A 23,842-nucleotide genomic window follows, 5' to 3' on the forward strand; every position below is an offset into this window, starting at 1 on the left:
GGCCCCGCGGCAGGTCGGCGGGCGGTGGCGGTCAGGGGGCCGAGGCGCCGGTCTTCTTCGCCTTCTCCGCCGCCTCCATCTCCGCGATCACATCGATCGGCGGCGGTGCCTTCACCAGGAAGATCCAGGTGAGGTAGACCGACAGCAGGAAGGGCGGAATGCCCAGGGCCACCTTGACCCAGCCGAGCTGCGTGGCGTTGCCCCACCAGTAGAGCGGGAAGAGGATCGCGGACTTCGCGAGCAGGATCAGGCCCCAGGCCCAGCTCGCCTTGGTGTACGCCTTGAGCCGTCCCGGGTTGCGCTTGCGCCAGGACAGGTTCTCCCTGAAGACCGGGCCGAGGATCAGGCCGAGCAGCGGGAAGCCCAGCGCGGCCGACACCAGGTAGGCGATGGCCAGGCCCAGGGTGTAGAGCATGCCGGGCAGGTAGAAGTTCTTCGCGTTCCCGGACATCATCGCGAAGACCGCGCCGAAGGCGACGCCGAAGACCCCGCTGAACGCGTGCTTGAGGGTGTCCCGGCGGGCGAGCCGGGCCGCGCCCATCACCACGGAGAGCACGAGCGCGGCGACCGCGGAGGTCTTGATGTCCCGGTTGACCGTGTAGATCGCCACGAACACCAGGCCGGGGACGGTGGTCTCCACCATGCCCCGCACCCCGCCGAACGCCGCGAACAGCGCGGCCTCGGTCACCGCCCGTGCCTCGGCCTGGGCTGCGACGTCTGCGGTGTCCGCGGGCGCGTCCGCGCCGGTGGACTTGTCCACGTGCACGCCCGCGGGCGTGTCGGTGTCCGGATTGTCGATTGACGCCACCTGTTACTCCTGTCCGACCGGACGCAGCTCGTACTTGGGGTTGAACAGCACCGGACGGCCCCGGTTCATGGAGACCCGGCCGGAGGCGATGATCCGGCGGCCGGGCTCTATGCCGGTGATACTGCGGCGACCGAGCCATACGACGTCCAGCGCGGCGGACCCGTCGAACAGTTCGGCTTCCAGCGCGGGCACGCCGGCCCGAGGACGGAGCGTGACCGTGCGCAGCGTACCGGTGACGGTCACTATCTGGCGGTCGGAGCAGTCGCTGATCCGGATGCAGCCGACAGCCTTCGCCTCCTGCCGCAGCTCCTCGGAGTGCAGCTCCTCCTGCGAGGAGGACAGGCGGTCGAGCATACGGCGGAAACGACCCGCGGGTCGGTCGGAACGGATGGCACCACTCATATGCGCAAGGGTACCGGCCACCGCTGACAGAACCAGGGTGCGAAGCGGCCACCCCGCGGGATTCCCCCCACGCGTGCCCGGCTCCTCCCGGACGGGGGGGGAGCCGGGCGCGAGCAGAGGAAGAAGGGAGTCAGGCGGGCGCCCGCTCAGTGGAGTTCCGTGATCTCCGGCCCCCGTCGCATCGGGTCGATGCCGTCGCCGAACCTGGAGGGCTCGCCCTGGTCGGGCACCGTGCCGTCCGGGACCATCTGCGCGTCGTTCGGGAGCTTGAGGACGACGGGGTCGCGGGGCGCCATCGGGGCCTCGCCGCGTACCACCACCGTGTCGCGGAAAACGGCCTCCAGTACGCCGGCGGCGGCCGGCTGCACCGCGCCCTGACCGGAGATCACGCCGCGCAGGAACCAGCGCGGACCGTCGCAGCCGACGAACCGCACGAGCTGGACGCCGTTGGTGCCGTCGGGCAACTGCACCGGCACCTGCGCCCGCAGCTCCCACCCGAGCGGACCCTCCACCTCGTCGACGATGCCACCCTGCTGGGTGATGCCGGAGGCGATCTCCTCGCGCACCTCGCCCCAGATGCCTTCGGACTTGGGGGCGGCGAACGCCTGGAGCTGGACGGCGCTGTCCCGCAGCACCACGGTCGCGGCGACGATGGACTCGCCGGCAACCTCCACCCGCAGCTCCATGCCGTCGACTCCGGGGACGAACAGGCCGCCCAGGTCGACCCGGCCGTCGCCGGGCTGCTTGACCTCGCTCACGTCCCAGGGGCCGTCGGGCCGCGGGGCGGGCGGAAGGTTGTACCGGGACACCTCGTCCGACCCCGGCACGCCGGCGGCCGACTCGTCCTGGCCCTTCGCCTCGTCGAACTCGTCGATGGCGTCTTCGCGCTCCTTGCGACGACGGAACACGGTCACTGTCCTTCCCGGTCGCTGACGACCGATGCGTATCCGTATGTGGACGTGCCCGCCGACGGCGTCTCCACCGCGGCGTGACCCCCCGTGGAGCCGAAGCCCCCCGCGGCCCTGGCAGAGCCGGGCAGCTCCGCCACTTCGTGGAAGCGAATCCGCTCGACCTGCTGGACGACCAGTTGGGCGATCCGGTCGCCGCGCTCGAACCTGACTGTCTCGCGCGGATCGAGATTGACCACGATCACCTTGATCTCTCCACGGTACCCGGCATCCACCGTTCCCGGGGCATTCACGAGGGCCACCCCGCAGCGCGCGGCAAGGCCGGACCGCGGATGCACGAAGGCGGCGTATCCGTCGGGCAGCGCGAGCGCGATTCCGGTGGGCAGCGCGGTCCGCTCGCCGGGTGCGAGTTCGGCGGCCTCGGTGGTGATCAGGTCCACGCCGGCGTCTCCGGGGTGGGCGTACGACGGTACGGACACGGAGTCGTCCAGCCGCCGCAGCAGTATGTCGACGGGGGGGCGTACGGCGCTCACGGGTTCACCTCGAAGGCGCGCGCGACCTTGAGCTGGTCGGGGTCGGCCATCGCGGCCTTGATCTCCTCGGGGCGGCCGTGCGCGGTGAAGTGGTCGAGTTTGACCTGGATGAACAGCGCGTCGGCGCGGACCGCGACCGGCCCGTCGGGGCCTCCTGTCCGGCCCTCGGCGGTGCTGTAGATCTTGCGGCCCGCGACCGCGGTGCAGCGCGCCGACAGGTGGAGGGTGGCGCCGACCGGCACCGGACGCAGGAAGTCGGTCTCCAGCCGGCCGGTGACGGCGATGGTGCGCAGCAGCCAGTTCAGCGAGCCCAGGGTCTCGTCGAGCGCGGAGACCAGCACGCCGCCGTGGGCCAGTCCGGGGGCGCCCTGGTGAGCGGGCCGCACGGTGAACTCGGCGGTGACGCTGACGCCCTCGCCCGCCCTGGCCGCCAGGTGCAGCCCGTGCGGCTGGCTCTGGCCGCAGCCGAAGCACTGGTCGTAGTGTGCGCCGAGGAGTTCTCCCGGCGCGGGTGCGTCGGGATGCCGCGCGGGCGCGACGGCGTCGGGGGGCGGAACGAGGCCCTGCGGTCCGGCGCCCGGGGGTGTCGTGGCTGCACTCACGCCGGAGACCCTACCCTCCTGCGGGATCCTTTCCCCTCCCGCGTCCGTTGCCCCTGGGGACCGTATGCCGCCGGCGGGCACCGGGCCGGCGGGTACCGGTTCGGTGCCGCGCACCGGACGGTCGGCGGCCCGGAAGAAGTCGTCCTTGCCCCGGTGGCACTCGTACGCGCCGCGGGTCACCCGGGCGGTGGCGCGGCCGCGCGGCAGACGACCGGGGGGCGCATGGCACTCTGGTGCCATGTCTTCTGGTGCCGTCTCCGCCATGCCGCAGCCCTACGACGAACGCCTCACCGTGCCGCGCTCCTGGTGGGCGCTGGCGGTCGGAGTGGGAGTGTCGGTGGCGCTGATCGTCTTCCCGCTCGGGCCGCTGCCGATGCTGGCGGGACTGGTGGGCGGGGCCGCCCTGGCGATGATGCTGGTCAGCTCGTACGGGTCCGCGCGGATCCGGGTGGTGGCCGGTTCGCTGGTGGCCGGCAAGGCGCGGATTCCGGTGACGGCACTGGGCGAGGCCGTGGTGCTGGACGCGGCGGAGGCAGCGGCCTGGCGGTCGCACAAGGCGGACCCGCGGGCGTTCATGCTGCTGCGCTCGTACGTGCCGACCGCGCTGAAGGTGGAGGTGACCGATCCGGCGGACCCGACACCGTATGTCTACCTGTCGACGCGGTCGCCGCAGCGGCTGGCGGAGGCGCTGGCCGCGGTCGGGGGTGCTCGGACGCAGTAGCCGCGCGGGTCAGCCGGGCTCGGGCGGCTTGGGAGTCCGCTTGTCCCACAGTGCCTCCGGGGTGTTCGCGTCGTCCCGGGCCAGCGGGGTCGCGCGGGTGGCAGGGTCGCTCGCGTCGTCCCAGGGGCGCTGGGCGGCCCGCAGATCCTGTCGTACCGCCTCGGCGAGCTTGCGGGTGTCGCGCCGGTTCATCATCGCGCCGACGGCCGCGCCGACCAGGAACGGGGTCAGGGCGGGGGTGTGCCGCAGGGTCCGGCGCAGCAGCCGCTGACGCGTCTGGTTGCGCACCCTGCTGCCGAGGGCCACACCGACGGTCGACAGTCGCAGCAGGTTGATGCCGCGCTGTTCGGTCCACGACCACAGATAGGCAGTGGCGCGCTCCCGGGCGGTGCCGGGTGCCCGTACTCCGTAGACCTCGTGGAGCTCGGCGATCAGTTTGTACTCGACGACGGCGACGCCGAGGGTCTCGGTGGCGAGTTCGGTGGGCATCGCGGGCGGGACGGGCAGCATCGCGGCGGCGCCCACGCCGGCGCCGACGGTCATCGTGGCCTTGACGGCGGCGGCCACCAGGCGGTCGGCCATGTCCTCCGGGCCGAGTCCCGGGAACTGCGCGCGCAGGGTCGCCAGGTCGCGCACCGGTATGCGCGGTGCCGTCTCGGCCAACCGCTCGGCGACCGTGCCCATACCGGCCCGGGCCAGCTGGCCGCCGGTGCGGGCACCGCTGGTCAGACCCCGGGTGAATGCGCGGGCGCGGATGGCCGCGAGCGAGGCCGCAGGGCCTCGCTCGGCGTCCTCATGGCCTTGCGGCGAGCCGGTCACGGCGCGCCGCGATCAGGCCGCGCAGTCGCGGCAGATCGGGTTGCCGTTCTTCTCCGAGGCCAGTTGGCTCCGGTGGTGCACCAGGAAGCAGCTCATGCAGGTGAACTCGTCCGCCTGGCGGGGCAGCACGCGGACCGACAGTTCCTCGTTGGAGAGGTCGGCGCCGGGCAGCTCGAGGGACTCGGCCTGGTCGAACTCGTCGACGTCGACGGCGGAGGTGGACTTCTCGTTCCGCCGGGCCTTCAGTTCCTCGATGCTGTCCTCGTTGACGTCGTCGTCGGTCTTGCGTGGGGTGTCGTAATCCGTAGCCATATTCGCTCTCCCCCTGTGGGTGTCTGAGGTGTCTCCAGCGCACGTAACGCGCGGGAGGCCGGACTTGTGCCCGACCCGAGGCGGAGATTTTGCCTCACATCAAGGCCTGTTACTCAATCGACACCCGACGAGGCCCCCGAAGAGGTGATCGTACGAGTGGCCGATCATGATCAGTGGCGGTCCGAAAGTTGTCCGCCACGGATGCCTGCACGTGTACTTCCCGTGATCATGACCTGGGGAAACATGGATTTTCCGGTCGTTTCCCATGCCTCGGCGCTCACCGAGCGTACACGCTGGCGAAGCCACGTGTGCGATCGGTCACAGCCCGTCCCGGCGGGGAGCAGACTCGTAAATTACTCGCAAAGCGAACACACCCCGGGCGCGGCCGACCGCGGACGCCATTGCGGCGTGACCGGCCTCACATCCCCCGAGGAGCATTCACCCGGAATTCACAGGGGGATCGCGACCCGCATGACCAGGCCGCCTCCCTCCCGCGGCTCCGCGGTGATCACCCCGCCGTGCGCGCGCGCCACCGAGCGGGCGATGGACAGCCCCAGACCGACCCCCCGGTCGCTGCCGGTGCGCTCGGTGCGCAGCCGCCGGAACGGTTCGAAGAGGTTGTCGATCTCGTACGCGGGGACCACCGGGCCGGTGTTGACCACGGCGAGCACCGCCTGCCCGCCCTCGACCGTCGTGCGCACCTGCACCCACCCGTCCTCGGGGACGTTGTAGCGCACGGCGTTCTGCACCAGGTTCAGGGCGATCCGCTCCAGCAGCACGCCGTTTCCCTGGACGACCGCCTCGGTCAGGTCGGCGCGCAGCTCCACGCCCTTGGACTGGGCCTCGGCCCGGGTCTGGTCGAGCGCCTGGGAGGCCGCCTCGGCCAGGTCCACGGCCTTGCGGTCCACGATCTCGTTGTCGCTGCGGGCGAGCAGCAGCAGGCCCTCCACCAACTGCTCGCTCCGTTCGTTGGTGGCCAGCAGGGTCCGCCCGAGCTGGTGCAGGTCCGGGGAGACGTCCGGGTCGGCGAGCTGCACCTCGAGCAGGGTGCGGTTGATCGCCAGCGGGGTGCGCAGCTCGTGCGAGGCGTTGGCGACGAACCGGCGCTGGGCGTCGAAGGAGCGTTCAAGACGGTCCAGCATCTCGTCGAAGGTGTCCGCCAGCTCCTTGAGCTCGTCGTCCGGGCCGTCCAGCTCGATCCGCCGCTTGAGGTCGGACCCGACCACACCACGGGCGGTCCTGGTGATCCGGCCGAGCGGCGCGAGCACCCGCCCGGCCATCACGTAGCCGAAGGCGAAGGCCACCACGGCGAGCCCTATCAGGGCCATCAGCGAGCGCTGGAGCAGGGTGTGCAGCGCCAGCTCGCGCTGGGTGTCCATGCAGCGGTCGAGCGTCTGGTTGAACTGCTCGGACGACAGGCTCTGGCCGATCAGGCCCGGGCAGTTGTCGCTGGTGATGGTCACCTGGCCGGAGGTGATCTTGAACAGTGGCGCGTTGCCCTGGTGCAGGGCCTGCGCGGCGAGCAGGTAGATGATCCACAGCAGCAGCACACCGGCGATCAGGAACATGCCGCCGTACAGCACGGTGAGCCGTATCCGGATGGTCGGCCGCAGCCAGGGCGGCGGGCTGTCGGTCGGCTGCGGGTCCCACGACGGCCTGGGCGGGGCCGGCGGCTTGGCGGGCGGCGGGGTCGCCGAGGGGTGCGGGGAGTTCGGGGACGGTGAGGCCACGGCGGATCAGATCCGGTAGCCGGAACCCGGCACGGTGACGATCACCGGGGGTTCGCCGAGCTTGCGGCGCAGTGTCATCACGGTGACGCGCACCACGTTGGTGAACGGGTCGGTGTTCTCGTCCCAGGCCTTCTCCAGCAACTGCTCGGCGGAGACCACCGAGCCCTCGCTGCGCATCAGGACCTCCAGTACGGCGAACTCCTTGGGCGCCAGGTGCACCTCCTGGTCCTCCCGGAACACCTCGCGGCGGTTGGGGTCCAGCCGGATGCCGGAGCGTTCGAGGACCGGGGGGAGAGCGGCGGTGGTACGGCGGCCGAGGGCCCGTACGCGGGCGGTCAGCTCGGTGAAAGCGAAGGGCTTGGGCAGGTAGTCGTCGGCGCCCAGTTCCAGGCCCTCCACCCGGTCGCTCACGTCGCCGGCGGCGGTGAGCATCAGCACCCGGGTGGGCAGGCCGAGCCCGATGATCTGCCGGCACACCTCGTCGCCGTGCACCACCGGAAGGTCGCGGTCGAGGACCACCACGTCGTAGTCGTTGACGCCGATCCGCTCCAGGGCGGCGCCGCCGTCGTACACCACGTCGACGGCCATGGCCTCGCGGCGCAGTCCGGTGGCGACCGCATCGGCGAGCAGTTGCTCGTCCTCGACGACCAGTACGCGCAAGGCGCTGTTCCTTCCGTGAGCTGTGGGAACCCTGGTCCATCCTGCACCGGGCGCCCGTAAACCGGCAGTAAGGGACCGGTAAGGGAGGGGTACGGGCGAAACCCGCGGAATTTCCCCGCTGCCGGGAAGGTTTCCTTTCGCGGCGCGGTGGGGAGGACGAATGCACACCCAAACCACCACGCCTTGCCGCGCCTTTGTGTGCGGCCGGGGTCTTGACACAACCCCGTGTCAACGGAGACGACGAGGGGCCGCAATGGACGCGTTCACCACGGGAATCCTCCAGCGCATACACGCGACGGAGTCCGACCTGCGCCGGGCCAGGGAGACCGGGGACGACTTCCTCGCCGAGGTCGAACAGGGTGAGCTGGACGACCTGCGCCGCCTCGCGGCGGAGCACGGCGTGGACGTACGGCCCAAGGCCGCCTGAGCCAACCGGGCCGACCCGAGCCGCACGCCCCGGCCACCGAAGGACGGTGCCGGGGCGTTCGCATGTCTACGCGCGGAGGTCAGGCGCCTGGTGATCGCGCCAGGGCCTGTCTGACACATGGCGCCGTCCGCCCTCGCAATGGGCGTAGTGGGCCTGCTCCGACGATCCCGACAACGCGGCGGGCGTGCATGCCAGGCACCGCGGGGCAGACGGGATGCGTCAGACAGGCCCTGGGCCGTGCTCAGTCGTGCCAGGCGCCGAGCCCGTCCAGCAGCTCCTGGAGCGGCTCGAAGAGCCCCGGCGGGGCCGCCACGACCAGTTCGCCGGAGGCCGGCTGACCGGGCCGTCCGCCGGTGAGCACGCCCGCCTCGCGGGCGAAGAGCGCCCCGGCGGCCAGGTCCCAGGGGTTGAGCCCGCGCTCGTAGTACGCGTCCAGCCGTCCGCAGCCGATGTCGGCCAGGTCGATCGCGGCCGAGCCGGCCCGCCGGATGTCGCGCACCTTCGGCAGGACCACCCGGACCACCTCGGCCTGCGCGGCCCGGCGCTCGGCGAGGTACCCGAAGCCGGTGGCGACCAGGGCGTGGGAGAAGTCCGGCGCGGGCCGGCAGTGGGCCGGCCGGCCGTTGACGAATGCGCCCCCGCCCAGTACCGCCTGGTAGGTCTCGCCGCGCATCGGCGCCTCCACGACGCCTGCCACCGTCACCCCGTCCCGCTCGGCGGCGATGCTGACCGCCCAGGACGGCAGCCCGTAGAGGTAGTTCACCGTGCCGTCCAGCGGGTCGATCACCCAGCGCACCCCACTGGTGCCCTCGCTGCTCGCGCCCTCCTCGCCGAGGAAGCCGTCGTCCGGCCGCAGCCGCCCGATGTAGGAGGTGATCAACTTCTCCGCGGCGATGTCCATCTCGGTGACGACGTCGATGGGGCTGGTCTTGGTGGCGGCGACGCCGAGGTCGGCCGGACGGCCGTCGCGCAGCAGCGCACCCGCCCGGCGGGCGGCCTCCAGGGCGATCTCCAGCAGTTCGGCGTCCTCCGCGGCCGGGCCGGCGCCTTCGCCGCGACCCGAACCGCCCGTGCTGTCGGTGCTTCCGGTCTGCGATGTGCTCATCTGATACGACTCCTCAGTCGGTTCCGGCGGCGGCGGGCAGCGGGGTCCGGGCCGGACAGCAGCCCGCGGGGCAGATGTCGTGGCTGGGGCCGAGGGCGCCCAGCGCGCAGCGCCGCGGGTCCAGGCCGCGTTCGGCCGCGGCCCGTTCCAGTACGAGGTCGCGCACGGCGGCGGCGAACCGCGGGTCGGCACCGACCGTGGCGGCGCGGCTGACCGGCAGGTCGAGTTCCACGGCCTTCGCGGCGGCCTCGGTGTCGAGGTCGTACTTGACCTCCATGTGGTCCGAGACGAAGCCGATCGGCACCATGACGACGGCGGGCGCACCGGCCGCGTGCACCGTTTCCAGGTGATCGCAGATGTCGGGTTCCAGCCACGGGATGTGCGGGGCACCGCTGCGGGACTGGTAGACGAGCTCCCAGGGGCGGTCCACACCGGTGGCCTCCCGTACCGCCTCGGCGATCACGCGGGCGGTGTCCAGGTGCTGGGCGACGTAGGCGCCACCGTCGCCGTGGCCCGGCACCGGGCCGGAGGTGTCGGCCGCGGCGGTGGGGATGGAGTGCGTGGTGAAGGCGAGCCGGGCGCCGTCGCGTACGTCCTCGGGCAGCGCGGCGAGCGCGGTCAGGGTGGCCTCGGTCATGGGTCCGACGAAGCCGGGGTGGTTGAAGTAGTGCCGGAGCTTGTCGACGCGCGGCACCGGGCGGCCCTCCTCGGCCAGCACGGCGAGCGAGGCGGCCAGGTCCTCCCGGTACTGGCGGCAGCCGGAGTACGAGGCGTAGGCGCTGGTGGCCAGCACCAGGACGCGGCGGTGCCCGGCGTCGCTCATCTCGCGCAGGGCATCGGTGAGGTACGGCGCCCAGTTGCGGTTGCCCCAGTACACCGGCAGGTCCAGGCCGTGGTCGGCGAAGTCCTTCCGGATCGTGTCGAGCAGTTCGCGGTTCTGCGCGTTGATCGGGCTGACGCCGCCGAACAGGAAATAGTGTCTGCCGACCTCCTTGAGCCGCTCGCGGGGGATGCCCCGGCCGCGGGTGACGTTCTCCAGGAACGGGACGACGTCGTCCGGACCCTCGGGGCCGCCGAAGGAGAGCAGCAGCAGGGAGTCGTAGGGTCCAGCGTCGGGAGGGACCGGCGCTTGGGTCGGTACGTGATCGGGCTGATCGGCCATGCCTCCGATCCTGCCACCCGCCGCCGGGCGGCCCGCCGTCCGCCTCCCGAAAACCGCTTGCCCCGCTTCGTAAGCTGTGGAGAGCCAGCAGTGTGCCTCACCCGTATGCCCGCCCGGGGAGCCGCCCGTGACCAGCCCCCTGACCGGTCCCTACCGTGCGATCTTCGTCGCCCCGGGCACCAGGGCGTTCTCCGCCGCCGGACTGATCGGCCGGATGCCGCTGTCGATGCTGAGCATCGGCATCGTGACGATGATCTCCGAGGGGACCGGGGAGTACGGGCTCGCGGGCGCGCTGTCGGCCGTCCTGGCGCTGTCCGGCGCCGTGTGCGGGCCGCAGGTCTCCCGGCTGGTGGACCGGTACGGGCAGCGGCGGGTGCTGCCTCCGGTGTGCGCGGTGACGGTGGCGGCGATCGCGTTTTTGGCGGTCGGGGTGCGGGCGGGGGCGCCGCGCTGGACGTACTTCGTGTGCGTGCTGTGCGCGGGGCTGACGCCGAGCCTGGGCGCGATGGTGCGGGCCAGGTGGGCGGAGATCCACCGCGGCGCCCCCGGGCTGCTGCACACCGCGTACTCCTTCGAGTCGGTGGTCGACGAGATCGTCTTCATCCTCGGGCCGATCCTGGCCATCGGGCTGTCCACCGGCTGGTTCCCCGAAGCGGGCCCGCTGCTGGCGGTGGCCTTCCTCGGCACCGGGGTGCTGCTGCTGGCCGGGCAGCGTTCCACCGAGCCGCCGCCGCACCCGCGTGACCGGCTCTCCGGCCGCTCGGCGCTGCGCGAGCCGGGAATGGGCGTGCTGGCCGGGGTGTTCGTCGGGACCGGCGCGGTGTTCGGGGCGGTGGAGGTCGTCACCGTCGCCTTCGCCGAGGAGCGCGGCCACAAGGCTCTGGCGAGCGTGGTGCTGGCCACGTACGCGCTCGGTTCGTGCCTGGCCGGCCTGGTCTTCGGGCTGCTCACCCCGAGGGGCACCGCGAACGGCCGGTTCCTGCTGGGCACCGCGCTGATGGCGGTGAGTATGATCCCGCCACTACTGGTCGGGAACCTGTGGCTCCTGGCCGTCGCGCTGTTCTTCTCCGGCATGACCATCGCCCCGACGATGGTCACCGCGATGGGCCTGGTCGAACGGCAGGTACCGCAGGCGAAACTGACCGAGGGCATGACGTGGACCTCCACGGGACTCACGGCCGGCATCGCCGCCGGGGCCGGGCTCGCCGGCCGGCTGATCGACGAGTTCGGCGCCCGCGCGGCGTTCGCGGTGCCCGCCGCCGCGGCGGTGATCGCCGTCGCGGTGGCGTTCCTCGGGAACCGCCGGCTGGGACCGGTGCCGCAGCGGGAGGAGGCACGCGACGATGGGCACCACCTCGGGGAGCCGTACGGCGGCCAGGCCGCGCGGAAGGACGTGGCGTAACGGACCTCGACGCCGCAACGGCATCGAGGTCGGCGGCAGCGGGACGGGCGGGCGTGGCGCCACTGGGCCGGCAGCGTCTCGGCCGTGCCGACGGGCGACGCCCGCGTCGGCCGCTGCCGCGCGAGGCCGCTGCGCGAACTGAAGTCCATCGTGAGCGGTCGTCGTTGCGGATCGGTTTCCCGGTGGAGGTACGCGCGCCGGCCGTCGACATCGCGCTGTCGACGGCGTCCGGACGGGACAGCGCGTACCTCGCGGTACACATGTACCGGGCCGTCGCTACCGGGAGTACTTCACCGCCGTGGAGCGGATCATGACGGAGCGTGGCGGCCGGCCGCACCTGAGCAAGCCGCACAGCCGGGACGCGGAGTACCTGCGGACGGTCCACCCGCGGTTCGACGCGTTCACGCGACGGCGCGACCGGTTGGATCCGGGGCGCCTGTTCGGCAACGGCTCCCTCCGTCGGATGCTGGGTTCGTAGGCGTACGTCCGTATTTGCCCGGCGCACACGCGGCACGCATGTGATACGCGTCACTCAACTCCCGCCCTACGAACGATATTCGACGGCGCGGCAGCCACCCTCGGGTGGCCCGAATGGAGTACCGTGACAAATCCTGGCTCCCGGTGCCCGTCCGGTCGCCCGGACGAAATGGGAAGGGAGCCCCACCGGCCCTGCTCCCGGGCGCTACGATTGGTCACGCTGGGTGGCCAATCGACCACCGTCCCATAACGGCGCGTCACCGACTAAGGCCGACACGCCGGGTAACTGAGCAAGGTTGTGGCACGCTGTACCCGGGCAGGCCACACTCGTCCAACGGGAGCAGCGACGCAACGGACGTCGGCAGGCACCACCCGGGAGGTAACCGTGCCCGAACTGCGCGTCGTGGCCGTCAGTAACGACGGCACACGACTGGTGCTCAAGGCTGCCGACAGCACGGAATACACGCTCCCCATCGACGAGCGGCTGCGCGCCGCCGTACGCAATGACCGTGCCCGTCTCGGCCAGATCGAGATCGAGGTCGAGAGCCATCTGCGCCCCCGTGACATCCAGGCCCGGATACGCGCGGGCGCCTCGGCCGAAGAGGTCGCACAGATGGCCGGTATCCCGGTGGAGCGGGTCCGCCGCTTCGAGGGTCCGGTGCTGGCCGAGCGTGCTTTCATGGCCGAGCGGGCCAGGAAGACCTCCGTACGGCGGCAGGGCGAGAGCACCGGGCCGCAACTGGGCGAAGCGGTGGCCGAGCGGCTGCTGCTGCGCGGCGCGGAGAAGGACACCGTGCTGTGGGACTCCTGGCGCCGGGACGACGGCACCTGGGAGGTGCTGCTGGTCTACCGGGTGGCCGGTGAGCCGCACTCGGCGAGCTGGACGTACGACCCGCCGCGCCGCCTGGTACAGGCGGTGGACGACGAGGCGCGTTCGCTGATCGGCGAGACGACCACACAGACGCAGGAGCCGAGCTTCCCGTTCGTGCCGCGGATCGCCCGGCTGCCCAGGGACCGCCCGCTGGACCGGGCCCTGGACCGCCAGACGGAACGGGCCGGGGCCGAGGGCCGTACGGAGGAGCGCGCCGAGCCGGAGGAGCGGGACTCGCTCACCAGCCTGCTCGAAGCGGTGCCGAGCTTCCGGGGCGACATGGTCGTCCCGGCGCCCCCGGACTCCCCCGACGCCGCGCCGGCCGCGGAGGCCCCGGACGAGGCCGTGGAGGAGGCCGCTCCGGCCGCCAGCGCGGGTTCCGCGTATGCGGACGTCCTGATGCCCAGGGCGGTGGCCGGCCACCGTGACCGTCTGGTCGGCACCACCGACCGCCAGGCCGAAGCGGATGGCGTCCGCCCCGGCCGCCGGGCCACCGTGCCGAGCTGGGACGAGATCGTCTTCGGCAGCCGCCGCAAGAAGCAGGAGTAACGCTTCGCACGAGTACGCAGACCGGGAGCCGACGGCCGTAAGGGGCAGCCACGCTTGGTGGCTGCCCCTTACGCGTGCGGGTCGCCGGCGCGGTCTCAAGGGGGCGGCGGCGTGCGCCGGCGGAGGTGCGTCCTGCCTGGTGCGCCCGCTGCGGGGGTCAGCCCGGTTGGCTGCCGAGCGCCACCGGGCGGGCGGGGTCGTGGGACCACTCGCTCCAGGAGCCGACGTAGAGGGCGGCGGGGATGCCCGCTGTCGCGAGGGCCAGCACTTCGTGGGCTCCGGAGACCCCGGAGCCGCAGTAGACGCCGACTTCGGCGCCGTCCGTCACACCGAGTGCGGCGAACCGGGCGGTCAGGTCGGCGACCGGGAGGAACTGGCCGTCCGGCGTGAGGTTGGCCGTGGTGGGGGCGTTGACGGCGCCGGGGATGTGGCCGGCGACCGGGTCCACGGGTTCGGTGTCCCCGCGGTAGCGCTCGGGTGCGCGTGCGTCCAGCAGCAGCCCGCGCCGGGCCAGGGCGGCTGCTTCGTCCGCGTCGAGCAGTGGCATGGCTCCGGGCCGCGGTACGAAGTCGCCGTCGGCCGGCGCGGGCTCGTCGGTGCTGAGCGGCTGTCCCGCCGCGGTCCACGCGGCGAGCCCGCCGTCGAGTGCCCGCACCCGCTCGTGGCCGGCCCAGCGCAGCAGCCACCAGGCGCGGGCCGCGCCCCAGCCGTTCCAGTCGTCGTACACGATGACGTCCCGTTCGGCGCTCACCCCCGCGGCGCGCATCGCCGCGCCGAACTCCTCGGGGTCGGGCAGCGGGTGCCGGCCGCGCCGACCGGGCGGCGCGGCCAGGTCGGCGTCCAGGTCGACGTAACGCGCGCCCGGGATGTGGCCCTTGCGGTACGCCTCGTGTCCCGGCGGGCCGCCGAGCTGCCAGCGGATGTCCAGGATGACGGCCTCTCGGAGGGTACCGGCGAGGTCGTCCGGGGTGATGAGGGGTTTTTCCATGGGGCCATTGTGAGCGCGGTCCGCTCGCCGCGGTGGCGGGCGGGGTCACCGGCCGACTCTGCCGCAGCGCGGAGACGCTCGCGCTCCACGGGGACCTGGTCACCGATCGCACCCGCACGGCCGGTTCCGCCGACGCGGAGACCCCGCGGGTTCGGCACGCGCCCGGCGTCGGCGTGGGCCGGCTCGGCCACTGGGACCGCGACGCGCTCGCCGCCCGGGCGGTGAGGCGGGGCGGTGAGGCGGTGAGGCGGTGAGGCGGGAACGGTTCCGCCCGCTTCCGTCCGACGTCGGCTGCCGCGCCGCCGTGGCTGGTCGCGCAGTTCCCCGCGCCCCTGCGGGGCACACCCCGCCGACCGCACACCGTGTGGACCCGCCCCACCCCGCCACCGCGACCTGCGGCGCCGCCGTCGGTGCTCGCACAGTCCGCCGCAGTCCTGCGGGGCACACCCCGCCGACCCCGGTTACGGCGCCGCCGTCGCCGCTCGCGCGGTCCCCCGCGCCCCTGCGGGGCACACCCCGCCGACCGCACACCGTGTGGACCCGCCCCACCCCGCCACCGCGACCTGCGGCGCCGCCGTCGGTGCTCGCACAGTCCGCCGCGGTCCTGCGGGGGCGCGGTCTATGCGGGTTCGGCGGCTGGGGTGGTGGGCGTGGAGAGGAGGAGGGGGGCGTCCGTGAGGATGAGGGCGGCGGCGCCGCGGGATTCGGCGGTGTGGCCGAGGGCGCCGGTGGTGATGTGGAGGTCGTGGGCCGCGGAGGGGAGCGTGTGGCGGAGGACGCCGGCGCGGATGGGGTCCAGGATGTCCTCGCCCGCGTCGGCCAGGTCGCCGCCGACGACGATGAGGCGGGGGTTGAGGAGGGTGACGAGGGTGGACAGGGCGCGGCCCACCGCGTCACCCGCGTCCCGTATGGCCCGGAGCGCACCGGTGTTGCGCTGGCGGATCAGCCCGGGGAGGTCGGCGGCCGCCACCCGGTGGCCCCAACTGTCCGAGAGCAGGCGGGCGATGGCGACCGGGCTGGCCACCGTCTCCAGGCAGCCGCGGTTTCCGCAGCGGCAGATGAGGCCGTCGGCGATCAGCGGGAGGTGGCCTATCTCGCCGGCCAGGCCGCACGCGCCGAGCAGCAGCCGGCCGCCGCTGAGGATGCCTGCGCCGATGCCCGCGGACAGCCCTACGTAGACCATGTCGTCGGCCCGCCGTCCCGCGCCGTACATCCGCTCCGCGAGCGCCCCGGCGTTGGCGTCGTTGGTGACGCGGACCGGCAGCGAGGTGCGGCGGCCCAGTTCGTCGGCGAGCCGCAGCCCGACCCAGCCGGGCATGACGCCCATGGCGCCGACCACGCCGCTGTCCTTCTCCACCGGGAAGGCGATGCCCGCACCGATGCCCAGCACCCGGGACCGTAAAACACCGGTTTCCGTCAGGGCACGGGCGACCAGCGCGGCCACCAGGTCGAGGGTCTGGTCGGGGGCCCGGTCCACCTCCTTGGCCACCCGGTGGTCCCACAGCACCGCGCCCAACAGGTCGCACAGGATCACCCGGACGTGCTGGTGGCCGAGGTCCGCGCCGATCGCGTAACCGGCGGTCGGCACCAGCGAGAGGAACTGCGCGGGCCGTCCGGTGCGCCGCCGCTCCCCCTCGTCGGTGCCCTCGTCCTCGGTGACCAGGCCGACCGAGATGAGGTCGGCGACGAGCGAGGAGACGGTGGCCCTGGACAGGCCGGTGACCCGGACGAGTTCGGGTCGGCTGCTGCGCGACGCGGTGTGCAGGGCCTCAAGGACCCGCAGCCTCCCCACCTCGCGCAGGTTCACTGGCGTGTCGATCGTGTCCCCCGATGTGTGTACGTACGGTCTCCCGCACCGTGCCTTCTTGCCGCTGCTCCGTCAAGGACATGTCCCCACCGGGGCGTTCGGGCAGAAAGCAGCGAACTGCCTGATCGGGGACGGTTGGCCCCCGGTACGCGCCCAAGGGACGCGGTGACGCCCGGGAGTCGTCAGGCCCGGACGCCGGGGACCGGCAGCACGTCAGGGGAGAGCACTCCCGCCCCGGCCGTCGCGCGGGTCATCCGGCGCCCGTGGTGGCGGCGGCACAGCACCTCGTAGCCGGTCTCGCCGGTCGCCCGGCCGACATCGCCGATCACCACCTGCGCGCCCTCGACCACCATCACCCCGCCGACCGTACGGGCGTTGTGCGTGGCCCGTGCGCCGCACCAGCACAACGCCTCGACCTGCAACGCCTCCACCCGGTCGGCGAGTTCGAGCAGGCGCTGCGAGCCCGGGAAGAGCCTGGTGCGGAAGTCGGTGGTGATGCCGAACGCGTAGACGTCCAGATCGAGATCGTCCACCACCCTGGCCAACTGGTCTATCTGGTCGGGAGCGAGGAACTGCGCCTCGTCCACGACGACGTAGTCCACCCGGCCGCCGCGGCTGATCAGAGCGACGACGTACGCGTACAGGTCCATCGCGTCCGCGACCTCGACGGCGTCGGTGACCAGGCCGAGCCGCGAGGAGAGCTTGCCCTCGCCGGCCCGGTCGTCCCGGGTGAAGATCACCGACTGGAGTCCGCGAGCGGTGCGGTTGTGGACGATCTGCAGGGCGAGGGTGCTCTTGCCGCAGTCCATCGTTCCGGAGAAGAAGACCAGCTCGGGCATGGGAAGGGCGACGGCCTTTCGGGGGGCGGGGTCCGGACGGTGCTCCCGTGCGGTACGGGGCGGGGCCGGACGATCAGGCGGACGAGCGATCGGGCAGGCAGGATCGGGCAGACAGAAGACCAGGCGGACGGACGATCAGGAGCGTACTTCCAGCAGCGGCACGAGCTGCTCGACGGGTGCCAGCGAGCCGTGCAGGCCGACCATCCTGGACTCGCTCTGCTCGGTGCGGTTGGCCACGATCGCGATGTCGTCGCGGGCGACGGCGACCACGTCGCCGATCCGGGCGAGCACCCGCTTCTCGGGGTGCGGCCCGAACCAGCCCGCCGCGACCGCCTCGTCGCGGCCGGCCACCCACATCCGCTCGCCCAGCACCTCGCTCCACACGGCGCGCACGTCGGCGGCGGCGCCCGGCACCGCGTAGAGGTGCCGGGCCCGGCCCTCGCCGCCGAGCACCGCGACGCCGGCCCGCAGCTCCCAGTCCTCGTCGAAGTCGATCCGCGACTCCTCGTCGAAGGGGATGTCGATCATGCCGTGGTCGGCGGTGACGTAGAGCGCGGTGCGCGGTGGCAGCTGTTCGGCCAGGCGCTGCACGAGCCGGTCGACCATGACCAGTTGGCCGCGCCAGGCGTCGGAGTCCACACCGTGCCGGTGGCCCATCGCGTCCAGCTCGCTGTAGTACGTGTAGACCAGCGCGCGGTCGGCGGCGGCGAGCCGGTCGGCGGCCAGGTCCATCCGCTCCTCGCCGGTGAGGCGGCCGTGGAAGGTGCCGCCGGACAGCGCGATCTTGGTCAGCGGGGTGTGCTGGAAATGCGGCGAGGAGACCTGGCAGGTGGCGATCCCGGCGGCGTCGGCGAGCCGGAAGACGGTGGGGTGCGGCTGCCAGACGGCCGGTGCGGTCCACGGCTGCCAGCGCAACTGGTTCATCAGCAGGCCGGTGTCCGGGTTGAGCGTGGTGTACCCGGCCAGGCCGTGCGCGCCCGGCGGCCGTCCGGTGCCGATCGAGGCCAACGAGGTCGCGGTGGTGGCGGGGAACCCGGCGGTCAGCGGCTGTCCGGTGCCGCCGCGCGAGGTGGCCAGCAGCGAGGTGAGGTACGGCGTCTGTTCCGGGTGCCGCAGCAGCAGCTCCCAGCCCAAACCGTCCACCAGGAAGACGCACACCCGGTCGGCGGGTTCGAGGACCAGGCCGGTGGCGGGCATGCCGGGGACCGCGAACCCGGCGACGGCGGCCGGGATGACGTCGCACAGCGCCCCGGTGCCGTACTCGGGGGCGGGCGCGGTCCGCGGGTCGAGGGGCGCAGGGTCGTACGCGTCGTGGAGCGGCTGGACCATCAGTCCGTGGCCGCTGTCGCCTCGGCGAGCGCCTGCGCGAAGGCGAGGGTCTGCCGCACGGTGTCCGGACCGTCGCCCGCCTCGCTGACCCGCAGCGACAGGTCGTCGGCGGTGGAGGAGCCGGTGTACCCGTGATCGGCCTCGCAGTTGGGGTCGCCGCACGCGGCGGGCTCCAGGTCGAGCCGGGACACGGCGCCCCAGCCGATGGTGAGCACCACCTCGCGTGGCAGCGTGCCCGGTGTGTACGACTCCGGGTTGGCGACCACCCGGCTGACCACGACCGACGAGATCCGGCCGATCTTCACCGATTCGGTCGAGGTGGTGGCGTACGGCGTCGGCGAGGTGTCGTCCGCGGCCTGCTCGTCGGTGTGGCTGACGATGAAACGGCTGTCGGTCAGCACCAGTACGGTGACGTGGCGGCGCACCTCGTTGGCGTCGAAGGTGGTCTCCTGGTGGACCAGGTACGAGGAGACCGGCTCGCGCCCGACCGCGGCCTCGACGGCCTCGGCCACCAGGGTGGGGTAGTAGCCGCTGCGCTCGATGGCTGTGCGCAGGCCCTGCGAACTCGTACCGGTCTTCGCCATGCCGACCATCCTAGGGCCTGTCCCACGGGTCGGGACGGGCTCGCACGTCCCTCGTGCCTCGGGACGGGGAGCGGGGACCCGGCCGACCCGCGGGCGCTCAGAACGACGACAGGGCGCGCGGCCCGAGATCGGTACGGGCCGGCGGGCGGGCCAGCCGTACCGCCGCACCGAGCACCGACAGGCCGCGCGGAGCGACCACGACCGGCTCCAGGTCCACGGCGACCACTTCCGGCAGGTCGTCGGCGAGCCTGGACACCCGCAGCAGCAGCTCCTCCAGCGCCGCGGTGTCCACCGGTTCGGCGCCGCGCCAGCCGAAGAGCAGCGGCGCTGCCTTGATGGAGCGCACCAGCTCCGCCACGTCCCGGTCGGTGGCCGGAACCAGCCGGTGCGCGGTGTCCCCCAGCAGCTCGGAGGGGGCGCCCGCCAGTCCGAAGGAGAGGACCGCCCCGGCGGCCGGGTCCACCCCGGCCCGTACCACCGTGTCCACACCGCGCGGCGCCATGGCCTGCACGACGAGAAGCAGTTCGGCGGGGTCGCCGAGCCCCGCGGTCAGTTCCTCGTACGCCCGCCGCAGGTCGCCCTCCCCCGCCAGGTCGAGGCGTACGCCGCCCAGGTCGGCGCGGTGCCGCAGGTGGGGGGCGGTGGTCTTGAGCGCGACGGGGTAGCCCAGCCCGGCCGCCGCGGCGACCGCCGCCTCGGAGTCGGGCGCGGGCAGCGAGCGCAGCACGTGAATGCCGTACCGGCCGAGCAGGGTCGCGGCGTCCGCCTCCGACAGCGTGACGCCGACCTGCGGGGGCGCGTCGGCGGGCAGCATACGGCGTACGTCCTCGGCGGCGGCGGCCTCCTGGAGGTCGTCGAACTGCGGGACGCGGCCCGGCTCGGCGGCGGTGGCGCGCCACGCGGCGTACGCGGCGGCCTCGGCGAGCGCCCGCACGGCCCGGTCGGCCGCGCGGTAGGCGGGGATACGGGCGCCCTCACCGGTCGGCGCACCGAGCCGGTCGGCCATGGCGTCCAGGGCGAGGTGCACCACGACCACGGGTTTGGCGGTTCCGGCCGCGGCCTGGCGGAGCGCCGCGGCGAGTGCGGGGTCGTCACCGGACTCGCGGTCGGAGACGGCCTCGTCGCGGGCGCTGTCGGTGCCGACCCGCGGGATCGCGGTGACCACCACCGCGTCGCTGCCGGGGTCGGCGAGGGCGGCGGTGAGCGCGGCGGCGAAGTCCTCCGGACGGGCCGCGGTGGTGAGGTCGAGCGGGGCCGCGGGGCGCAGGCCCGCGGTGAGCGCGGCGTCGTAGGTGAGCAGGCCGAGGGATTCGGAGTTGCCGAGGACGGCGATCCGGTCGCCACGCGGGAGCGGCTGGAGGGCGAGGAGGAGGCCGGCGTCGAGGAGTTCGGTGACGGTGTCCACCCGCATCACGCCGGCCTGCCGGAAGAGCGCGGAGACGGTGGAGTCGGGGATCCGGAGCACCGGCACGGCGTGTCCGGCCGGGACGGAGCCGGAGTGCAGGGCGCCCTTGACCACCACCACGGGCTTCTCGGCGGCGGTGCGGCGGGCGAGGCGGGTGAACTTGCGCGGGTTGCCGAAGGATTCCAGGTACATCAGGACGGCGTCGGTCTCCGGGTCGTCCTGCCAGAACTGGAGCAGGTCGTTGCCGGAGACGTCGGCGCGGTTGCCCGCGGAGACGAAGGAGGAGGGGCCGGTGCCGCGCCGGTGCAGGCCGGACAGGAGAGCGATGCCGATGGAACCGGACTGGGTGAACAGGCCGAGTCGGCCGCGGTGCGGCAACTCGGGGGAGAGCGAGGCGTTGAGGCTGATGTCGGCGGCGGTGTTGATCACGCCGAACGCGCCCGGACCGATCACCCGCATGCCGTGGCTGCGGGCCTGCCGGACGAGTTCGCGCTGCCGCTCCCGGCCTTCGGGACCGGTCTCGGAGTAGCCGGCCGCGACCACCAGCAGGCCGCGCACGCCGGCCGCGCCGCAGTCGGCGACGGCTTCGGGGACGCGGTCGGCGGGGACGGCGACGACGGCGAGGTCGATGCTCTCCCCGGTCTCGGTGATCTCGCGGACCGAGCGGTGGGCCGGCACCTCGTCGAGCTCGGTGGGGCCCGCGGGGAGGGCGCGGTTGACGGCGTACAGCCGCCCGGTGAAGCCGCCCGCCACGATGTTGCGCAGCACCGTACGGCCGATGCCGCCCGGCCGGCGGCCGGCGCCCACGACGGCGACGGACTGCGGGCGCAGCAGCCGCTGCACGGAACGGCCTTCGGCGCGGTGCTCACGGGCCCGCATGACCTGGACGGACTCGGTGGTGGGCTCCAGGTCGAGTTCGAGGTGGACCACGCCGTCGGTGAAGCTGCGCTGCTGGGTGTAGCCGGCGTCGGTGAAGACCTTGACCATCTTGCGGTTGGCGGGCAGGACTTCGGCGATGAAGTGCAGGATGCCGCGCTCGCGGGCGACCGCCGCGATGTGTTCGAGCAGCGCGGAGGCCACCCCGCGCCCCTGGTGGGCGTCCTGGACCAGGAAGGCGACCTCGGCACGGGTGCCGTCGCCGACGGCGGGCCGACCGTCCGGGCCGATGCGGTCGTAGCGCACGGTGGCGATGAACTCGCCCCCGACGGTGGCGGCCAGCCCGACGCGGTCGTCGTAGTCGTGGTGCGTGAAGCGGTGCACGTCGCGGTCGGACAGCCGGGGGTAGGGGGCGAAGAACCGGTTGTACTTCGACTCGTCGGAGACCTTTTCGTAGAAGTCGACCAGCCGCCCGGCGTCGTCCGGGCCGATCGGCCGGATGTGGGCGGTGCCGCCGTCGCGCAGGACGACGTCCGCCTCCCAGTGCACGGGGTAGGGGCGGGCCGACTGCTGCGTCATGACCCCAGCGTATGCGGGCGCGTCGGGCTCGCGCCGCCGACGCGTACCGGGCAGTCTGAGGGGCAGCGTGCCGCCGTCCCCGAGCAGCGCCGCGGACGTGCGAGGCTGGCTGGAGAAACGGTAGGACCTGCGACGACCCGGAGGGCAACACCATGGCTGAGCGCCACGTCAAAGTCGGCTGGGCGGAGGGTCTGCACGCCCGCCCCGCGTCCATCTTCGTCCGCGCGTCCACGGCCGCGGGCGTGCCGGTGACGATAGCGAAGGCCGGTGGTGCCCCGGTCAACGCCGCGTCCATGCTTGCCGTGCTGGGGCTGGGTGTGCGGGGCGGCGAGGAGATCGTGATCGCCTCGGACGCCGAGGGCGCGGACGCCGCGCTCGACCGGCTGGCGAAGCTGGTCACCGAGGGGCTGGAAGAGCTGCCCGAGACGGTCTGACGAGGCCGAGGACCGTCGGAGGCCCGCCGGCGAGGGTCCGGTGGGGACGGCGAAGTGGTCCCCACCGGCCATCCCCGGACCGTACGGCGATTAATTCCGCGCCGCAGGCAGCGAAATTCAGCGGGGCCGGGCAATCCCGCATGGATTGCCCGGCCTCGCCTTTTCAGATATACCGCAGCCGCAATTCTGCGTCCTTGTATACGGTGTGAATGTTAAGCGCGGCGGCGCGCCGCGTTTACGGGATGTTTCAGGGTCCTCACGGCCGTGGCCCGCTCGGCATGGACCGCCGCCAGCCGACGGGCCCGCTCGGCGTCACCGCGCGCCACCGCGTCCACGATCGCCGCGTGCTCGTCCCAGGACTCCACCGCCCGGTTCGGGGCGCTGTCGCCGTACACCCAGGTGATCTTGTACCGCAGTTGGGTGAGGAGTGCGGCCAGCGTGGGGCTGCCCGACGCCTGCGCGAGCGTCTCGTGGAACCAGCCGCTCAGCGACGGCAGGTCCGACAACTGACCCTGGACCGCGCGCTCCTGACCTAGGCGGACGAGCCCGCGCAGCACTTTCAGGTGCGCCTCGGTGCGGCGCTGGGCGGCTCGCGCGGTGCCCAGCGGTTCCAGCAGGCCGCGCAGTTCCAGCAGGTCGGCCGCCTCCTGCTCGGTCGGTTCGGCGACCGACGCCCCGGCGTGCCTGCGGGTGCGGACGAAGCCCTCGGACTCCAGGGTGCGCAGCGCCTCGCGCACCGGCACCCGCGAGACGCCGTACCGCTGCGCCAGAAGCTCCTCGGTGAGCCGGCTGCCCGGCGGGTAGAAACCGCCGACGATGTCGTCGCGGATGGCCGTACACACCACCTGGGCCGAGATGCGCCGCCCCGTGCCGTCCGACCCGTTCACATCCGGTTCCGCATCACCAGGACTCCATTCCTTCCCCGTATTGTGCCGGACTATATTCCAGCACACCGGGGAATGGGAAAGCAGCCCCCGAATTCATGGATTGTTTTTGGACAGGTGGGCGCGATTCGGACGCGTGAAGGCCCCGGCCGGGGGGCCGGGGCCTTCCCCGTCCGCCGGGGACGGGGTGGAACCGGAGGGGTCGTCAGACGGTGACGCCGTGCGAGCGGAGGTAGGCGACCGGGTCGATGTCCGAGCCGTAGTCCGGGGTGGTGCGCACCTCGAAGTGCAGGTGCGGCCCGGTGATGTTGCCGGTGGCGCCGGAGACGCCGATCTGCCGGCCCCCGGTGACGGTCTGCCCGGTGGAGACCAGGGTCCGGGCCAGATGGCCGTAGAGCGTGTACCTGCCGTCGGCGTGCCGGATGATCACGTCGTTGCCGTAACTGCCGTCGTAGCCCGCGAAGACCACGGTGCCTGCCGCCACGGAGCGCACCGGGGTGCCGCTGCCGGACAGGAAGTCCACCCCGGTGTGGTGGCCGCTGGACCAGTTGCCGCCGGCCGCGTGGTAATGGGTGCCGACGGGCGCCGTGCCGACCGGCCTGGTCCAGGCGGCGAGCGCCGCGCGCCGG

The 23,842-nt window shown here is 73.1% G+C and carries 25 protein-coding genes and 1 pseudogene; 7 read left to right on the forward strand and 19 right to left on the reverse strand.

Annotated elements, in window-relative coordinates; translation table 11 throughout:
• Window positions 1–31: 31 nt before the first annotated feature.
• The 5 genes from VIW71_RS22355 to VIW71_RS22375 all read right to left on the reverse strand — a co-directional run bounded on the left by VIW71_RS22355 (window position 32) and on the right by VIW71_RS22375 (window position 3,253).
• Window positions 32–808, reverse strand: coding sequence for a DUF3159 domain-containing protein (locus tag VIW71_RS22355; RefSeq protein ID WP_414720812.1), 777 nt, complete (start codon window positions 806–808; stop codon window positions 32–34).
• 3 nt (window positions 809–811) lie between these two features.
• Complete coding sequence (locus VIW71_RS22360) at window positions 812–1,210, reverse strand: OB-fold nucleic acid binding domain-containing protein (RefSeq protein ID WP_331624280.1); 399 nt, start codon at window positions 1,208–1,210, stop codon at window positions 812–814.
• Between the two features lie 146 nt (window positions 1,211–1,356).
• Window positions 1,357–2,118 carry a DUF3710 domain-containing protein gene (locus tag VIW71_RS22365; RefSeq protein ID WP_331624281.1) on the reverse strand — a complete coding sequence of 254 codons (762 nt, stop codon included), beginning with the start codon at window positions 2,116–2,118 and terminating at the stop codon, window positions 1,357–1,359.
• Window positions 2,119–2,120: 2 nt separating this feature from the next.
• Window positions 2,121–2,651 carry a dUTP diphosphatase gene (gene dut / locus VIW71_RS22370; protein ID WP_331624282.1) on the reverse strand — a complete coding sequence of 177 codons (531 nt, stop codon included), beginning with the start codon at window positions 2,649–2,651 and terminating at the stop codon, window positions 2,121–2,123.
• Window positions 2,648–3,253 carry a PaaI family thioesterase gene (locus tag VIW71_RS22375; protein ID WP_331624283.1) on the reverse strand — a complete coding sequence of 202 codons (606 nt, stop codon included), beginning with the start codon at window positions 3,251–3,253 and terminating at the stop codon, window positions 2,648–2,650. Before VIW71_RS22375 ends, dut begins: the two co-directional genes overlap by 4 nt.
• Before the next feature lie 238 nt (window positions 3,254–3,491).
• Here VIW71_RS22375 and VIW71_RS22380 point away from each other — a divergent pair, with 238 nt between their 5' ends.
• On the forward strand, window positions 3,492–3,974 hold the full coding sequence (locus VIW71_RS22380) for a DUF3093 domain-containing protein (protein ID WP_331624285.1): 483 nt from the start codon (window positions 3,492–3,494) through the stop codon (window positions 3,972–3,974).
• Window positions 3,975–3,983: 9 nt separating this feature from the next.
• Here VIW71_RS22380 and VIW71_RS22385 read toward each other — a convergent pair whose 3' ends face one another.
• The 4 genes from VIW71_RS22385 to VIW71_RS22400 form a co-directional block, all read right to left on the reverse strand.
• The gene (locus VIW71_RS22385) at window positions 3,984–4,793 is read right to left on the reverse strand and encodes a hypothetical protein (RefSeq protein ID WP_414720813.1); all 810 of its coding nucleotides are present in this window, start codon (window positions 4,791–4,793) and stop codon (window positions 3,984–3,986) included.
• A 12-nt stretch (window positions 4,794–4,805) separates the two neighbouring features.
• Complete coding sequence (locus tag VIW71_RS22390; RefSeq protein WP_033173914.1) at window positions 4,806–5,105, reverse strand: DUF4193 domain-containing protein; 300 nt, start codon at window positions 5,103–5,105, stop codon at window positions 4,806–4,808.
• A 449-nt stretch (window positions 5,106–5,554) separates the two neighbouring features.
• Window positions 5,555–6,835 carry a sensor histidine kinase gene (locus VIW71_RS22395; protein WP_331624288.1) on the reverse strand — a complete coding sequence of 427 codons (1,281 nt, stop codon included), beginning with the start codon at window positions 6,833–6,835 and terminating at the stop codon, window positions 5,555–5,557.
• A 6-nt stretch (window positions 6,836–6,841) separates the two neighbouring features.
• On the reverse strand, window positions 6,842–7,495 hold the full coding sequence (locus tag VIW71_RS22400; protein WP_331624289.1) for a response regulator transcription factor: 654 nt from the start codon (window positions 7,493–7,495) through the stop codon (window positions 6,842–6,844).
• Between the two features lie 253 nt (window positions 7,496–7,748).
• Between VIW71_RS22400 and VIW71_RS22405 the strand changes: the two genes are divergently transcribed.
• Window positions 7,749–7,922 carry a hypothetical protein gene (locus VIW71_RS22405; RefSeq protein ID WP_331624291.1) on the forward strand — a complete coding sequence of 58 codons (174 nt, stop codon included), beginning with the start codon at window positions 7,749–7,751 and terminating at the stop codon, window positions 7,920–7,922.
• Window positions 7,923–8,163: 241 nt separating this feature from the next.
• Here the strand turns inward: VIW71_RS22405 and VIW71_RS22410 are convergent, their stop codons facing one another.
• Complete coding sequence (locus VIW71_RS22410; RefSeq protein ID WP_331624292.1) at window positions 8,164–9,027, reverse strand: inositol monophosphatase family protein; 864 nt, start codon at window positions 9,025–9,027, stop codon at window positions 8,164–8,166.
• Window positions 9,028–9,040: 13 nt separating this feature from the next.
• Window positions 9,041–10,189, reverse strand: coding sequence for a ferrochelatase (locus VIW71_RS22415; RefSeq protein ID WP_331624293.1), 1,149 nt, complete (start codon window positions 10,187–10,189; stop codon window positions 9,041–9,043).
• A 139-nt stretch (window positions 10,190–10,328) separates the two neighbouring features.
• Here VIW71_RS22415 and VIW71_RS22420 point away from each other — a divergent pair, with 139 nt between their 5' ends.
• The 3 genes and pseudogenes from VIW71_RS22420 to sepH all read left to right on the forward strand — a co-directional run bounded on the left by VIW71_RS22420 (window position 10,329) and on the right by sepH (window position 13,488).
• Entirely contained in the window at window positions 10,329–11,591 is a 1,263-nt protein-coding gene (locus VIW71_RS22420) for an MFS transporter (protein ID WP_331624310.1), read from the forward strand.
• Window positions 11,592–11,704: 113 nt separating this feature from the next.
• Window positions 11,705–12,069, forward strand: a pseudogene (locus VIW71_RS22425) (D-arabinono-1,4-lactone oxidase); the annotation flags it as partial.
• A 384-nt stretch (window positions 12,070–12,453) separates the two neighbouring features.
• Complete coding sequence (gene sepH / locus VIW71_RS22430) at window positions 12,454–13,488, forward strand: septation protein SepH (RefSeq protein WP_331624294.1); 1,035 nt, start codon at window positions 12,454–12,456, stop codon at window positions 13,486–13,488.
• A 157-nt stretch (window positions 13,489–13,645) separates the two neighbouring features.
• On the opposite strand, the gene VIW71_RS22435 is transcribed toward sepH, so the two are convergent.
• Entirely contained in the window at window positions 13,646–14,476 is an 831-nt protein-coding gene (locus VIW71_RS22435; protein ID WP_331624295.1) for a sulfurtransferase, read from the reverse strand.
• 32 nt (window positions 14,477–14,508) lie between these two features.
• Here VIW71_RS22435 and VIW71_RS22440 point away from each other — a divergent pair, with 32 nt between their 5' ends.
• Window positions 14,509–14,730 (forward strand): hypothetical protein, encoded by a 222-nt coding sequence (locus tag VIW71_RS22440; RefSeq protein WP_331624296.1) that lies wholly within the window; start codon window positions 14,509–14,511, stop codon window positions 14,728–14,730.
• Window positions 14,731–15,095: 365 nt separating this feature from the next.
• On the opposite strand, the gene VIW71_RS22445 is transcribed toward VIW71_RS22440, so the two are convergent.
• The 5 genes from VIW71_RS22445 to VIW71_RS22465 form a co-directional block, all read right to left on the reverse strand.
• The gene (locus VIW71_RS22445; RefSeq protein ID WP_331624297.1) at window positions 15,096–16,283 is read right to left on the reverse strand and encodes an ROK family protein; all 1,188 of its coding nucleotides are present in this window, start codon (window positions 16,281–16,283) and stop codon (window positions 15,096–15,098) included.
• A 182-nt stretch (window positions 16,284–16,465) separates the two neighbouring features.
• Window positions 16,466–17,122 (reverse strand): thymidine kinase, encoded by a 657-nt coding sequence (locus VIW71_RS22450; RefSeq protein ID WP_331624298.1) that lies wholly within the window; start codon window positions 17,120–17,122, stop codon window positions 16,466–16,468.
• 135 nt (window positions 17,123–17,257) lie between these two features.
• Window positions 17,258–18,451: an alkaline phosphatase family protein gene (locus VIW71_RS22455; RefSeq protein ID WP_331624299.1), complete on the reverse strand. Its 1,194-nt coding sequence runs from the start codon at window positions 18,449–18,451 to the stop codon at window positions 17,258–17,260.
• A complete protein-coding gene (locus tag VIW71_RS22460; RefSeq protein WP_331624301.1) occupies window positions 18,451–19,044 on the reverse strand; it encodes a DUF5998 family protein in 594 nt (197 codons plus the stop codon). Before VIW71_RS22460 ends, VIW71_RS22455 begins: the two co-directional genes overlap by 1 nt.
• 88 nt (window positions 19,045–19,132) lie before the next feature.
• Complete coding sequence (locus tag VIW71_RS22465; protein ID WP_331624302.1) at window positions 19,133–21,895, reverse strand: GNAT family N-acetyltransferase; 2,763 nt, start codon at window positions 21,893–21,895, stop codon at window positions 19,133–19,135.
• A 152-nt stretch (window positions 21,896–22,047) separates the two neighbouring features.
• On the opposite strand from VIW71_RS22465, the gene VIW71_RS22470 reads away from it, so the two are divergent.
• Window positions 22,048–22,329 (forward strand): HPr family phosphocarrier protein, encoded by a 282-nt coding sequence (locus VIW71_RS22470; protein ID WP_331624303.1) that lies wholly within the window; start codon window positions 22,048–22,050, stop codon window positions 22,327–22,329.
• A 212-nt stretch (window positions 22,330–22,541) separates the two neighbouring features.
• On the opposite strand, the gene VIW71_RS22475 is transcribed toward VIW71_RS22470, so the two are convergent.
• Both VIW71_RS22475 and VIW71_RS22480 read right to left on the reverse strand, forming a co-directional pair.
• Entirely contained in the window at window positions 22,542–23,216 is a 675-nt protein-coding gene (locus VIW71_RS22475) for a GntR family transcriptional regulator (protein ID WP_331624304.1), read from the reverse strand.
• Window positions 23,217–23,418: 202 nt separating this feature from the next.
• The coding region (locus VIW71_RS22480) for a M23 family metallopeptidase (RefSeq protein WP_331624305.1) at window positions 23,419–23,842 on the reverse strand (424 nt) is incomplete at its 5' end.

The sequence above is a fragment of the Streptomyces sp. genome, assembly GCF_036524955.1.
Classification (GTDB): Bacteria; Actinomycetota; Actinomycetes; order Streptomycetales; family Streptomycetaceae; genus Actinacidiphila.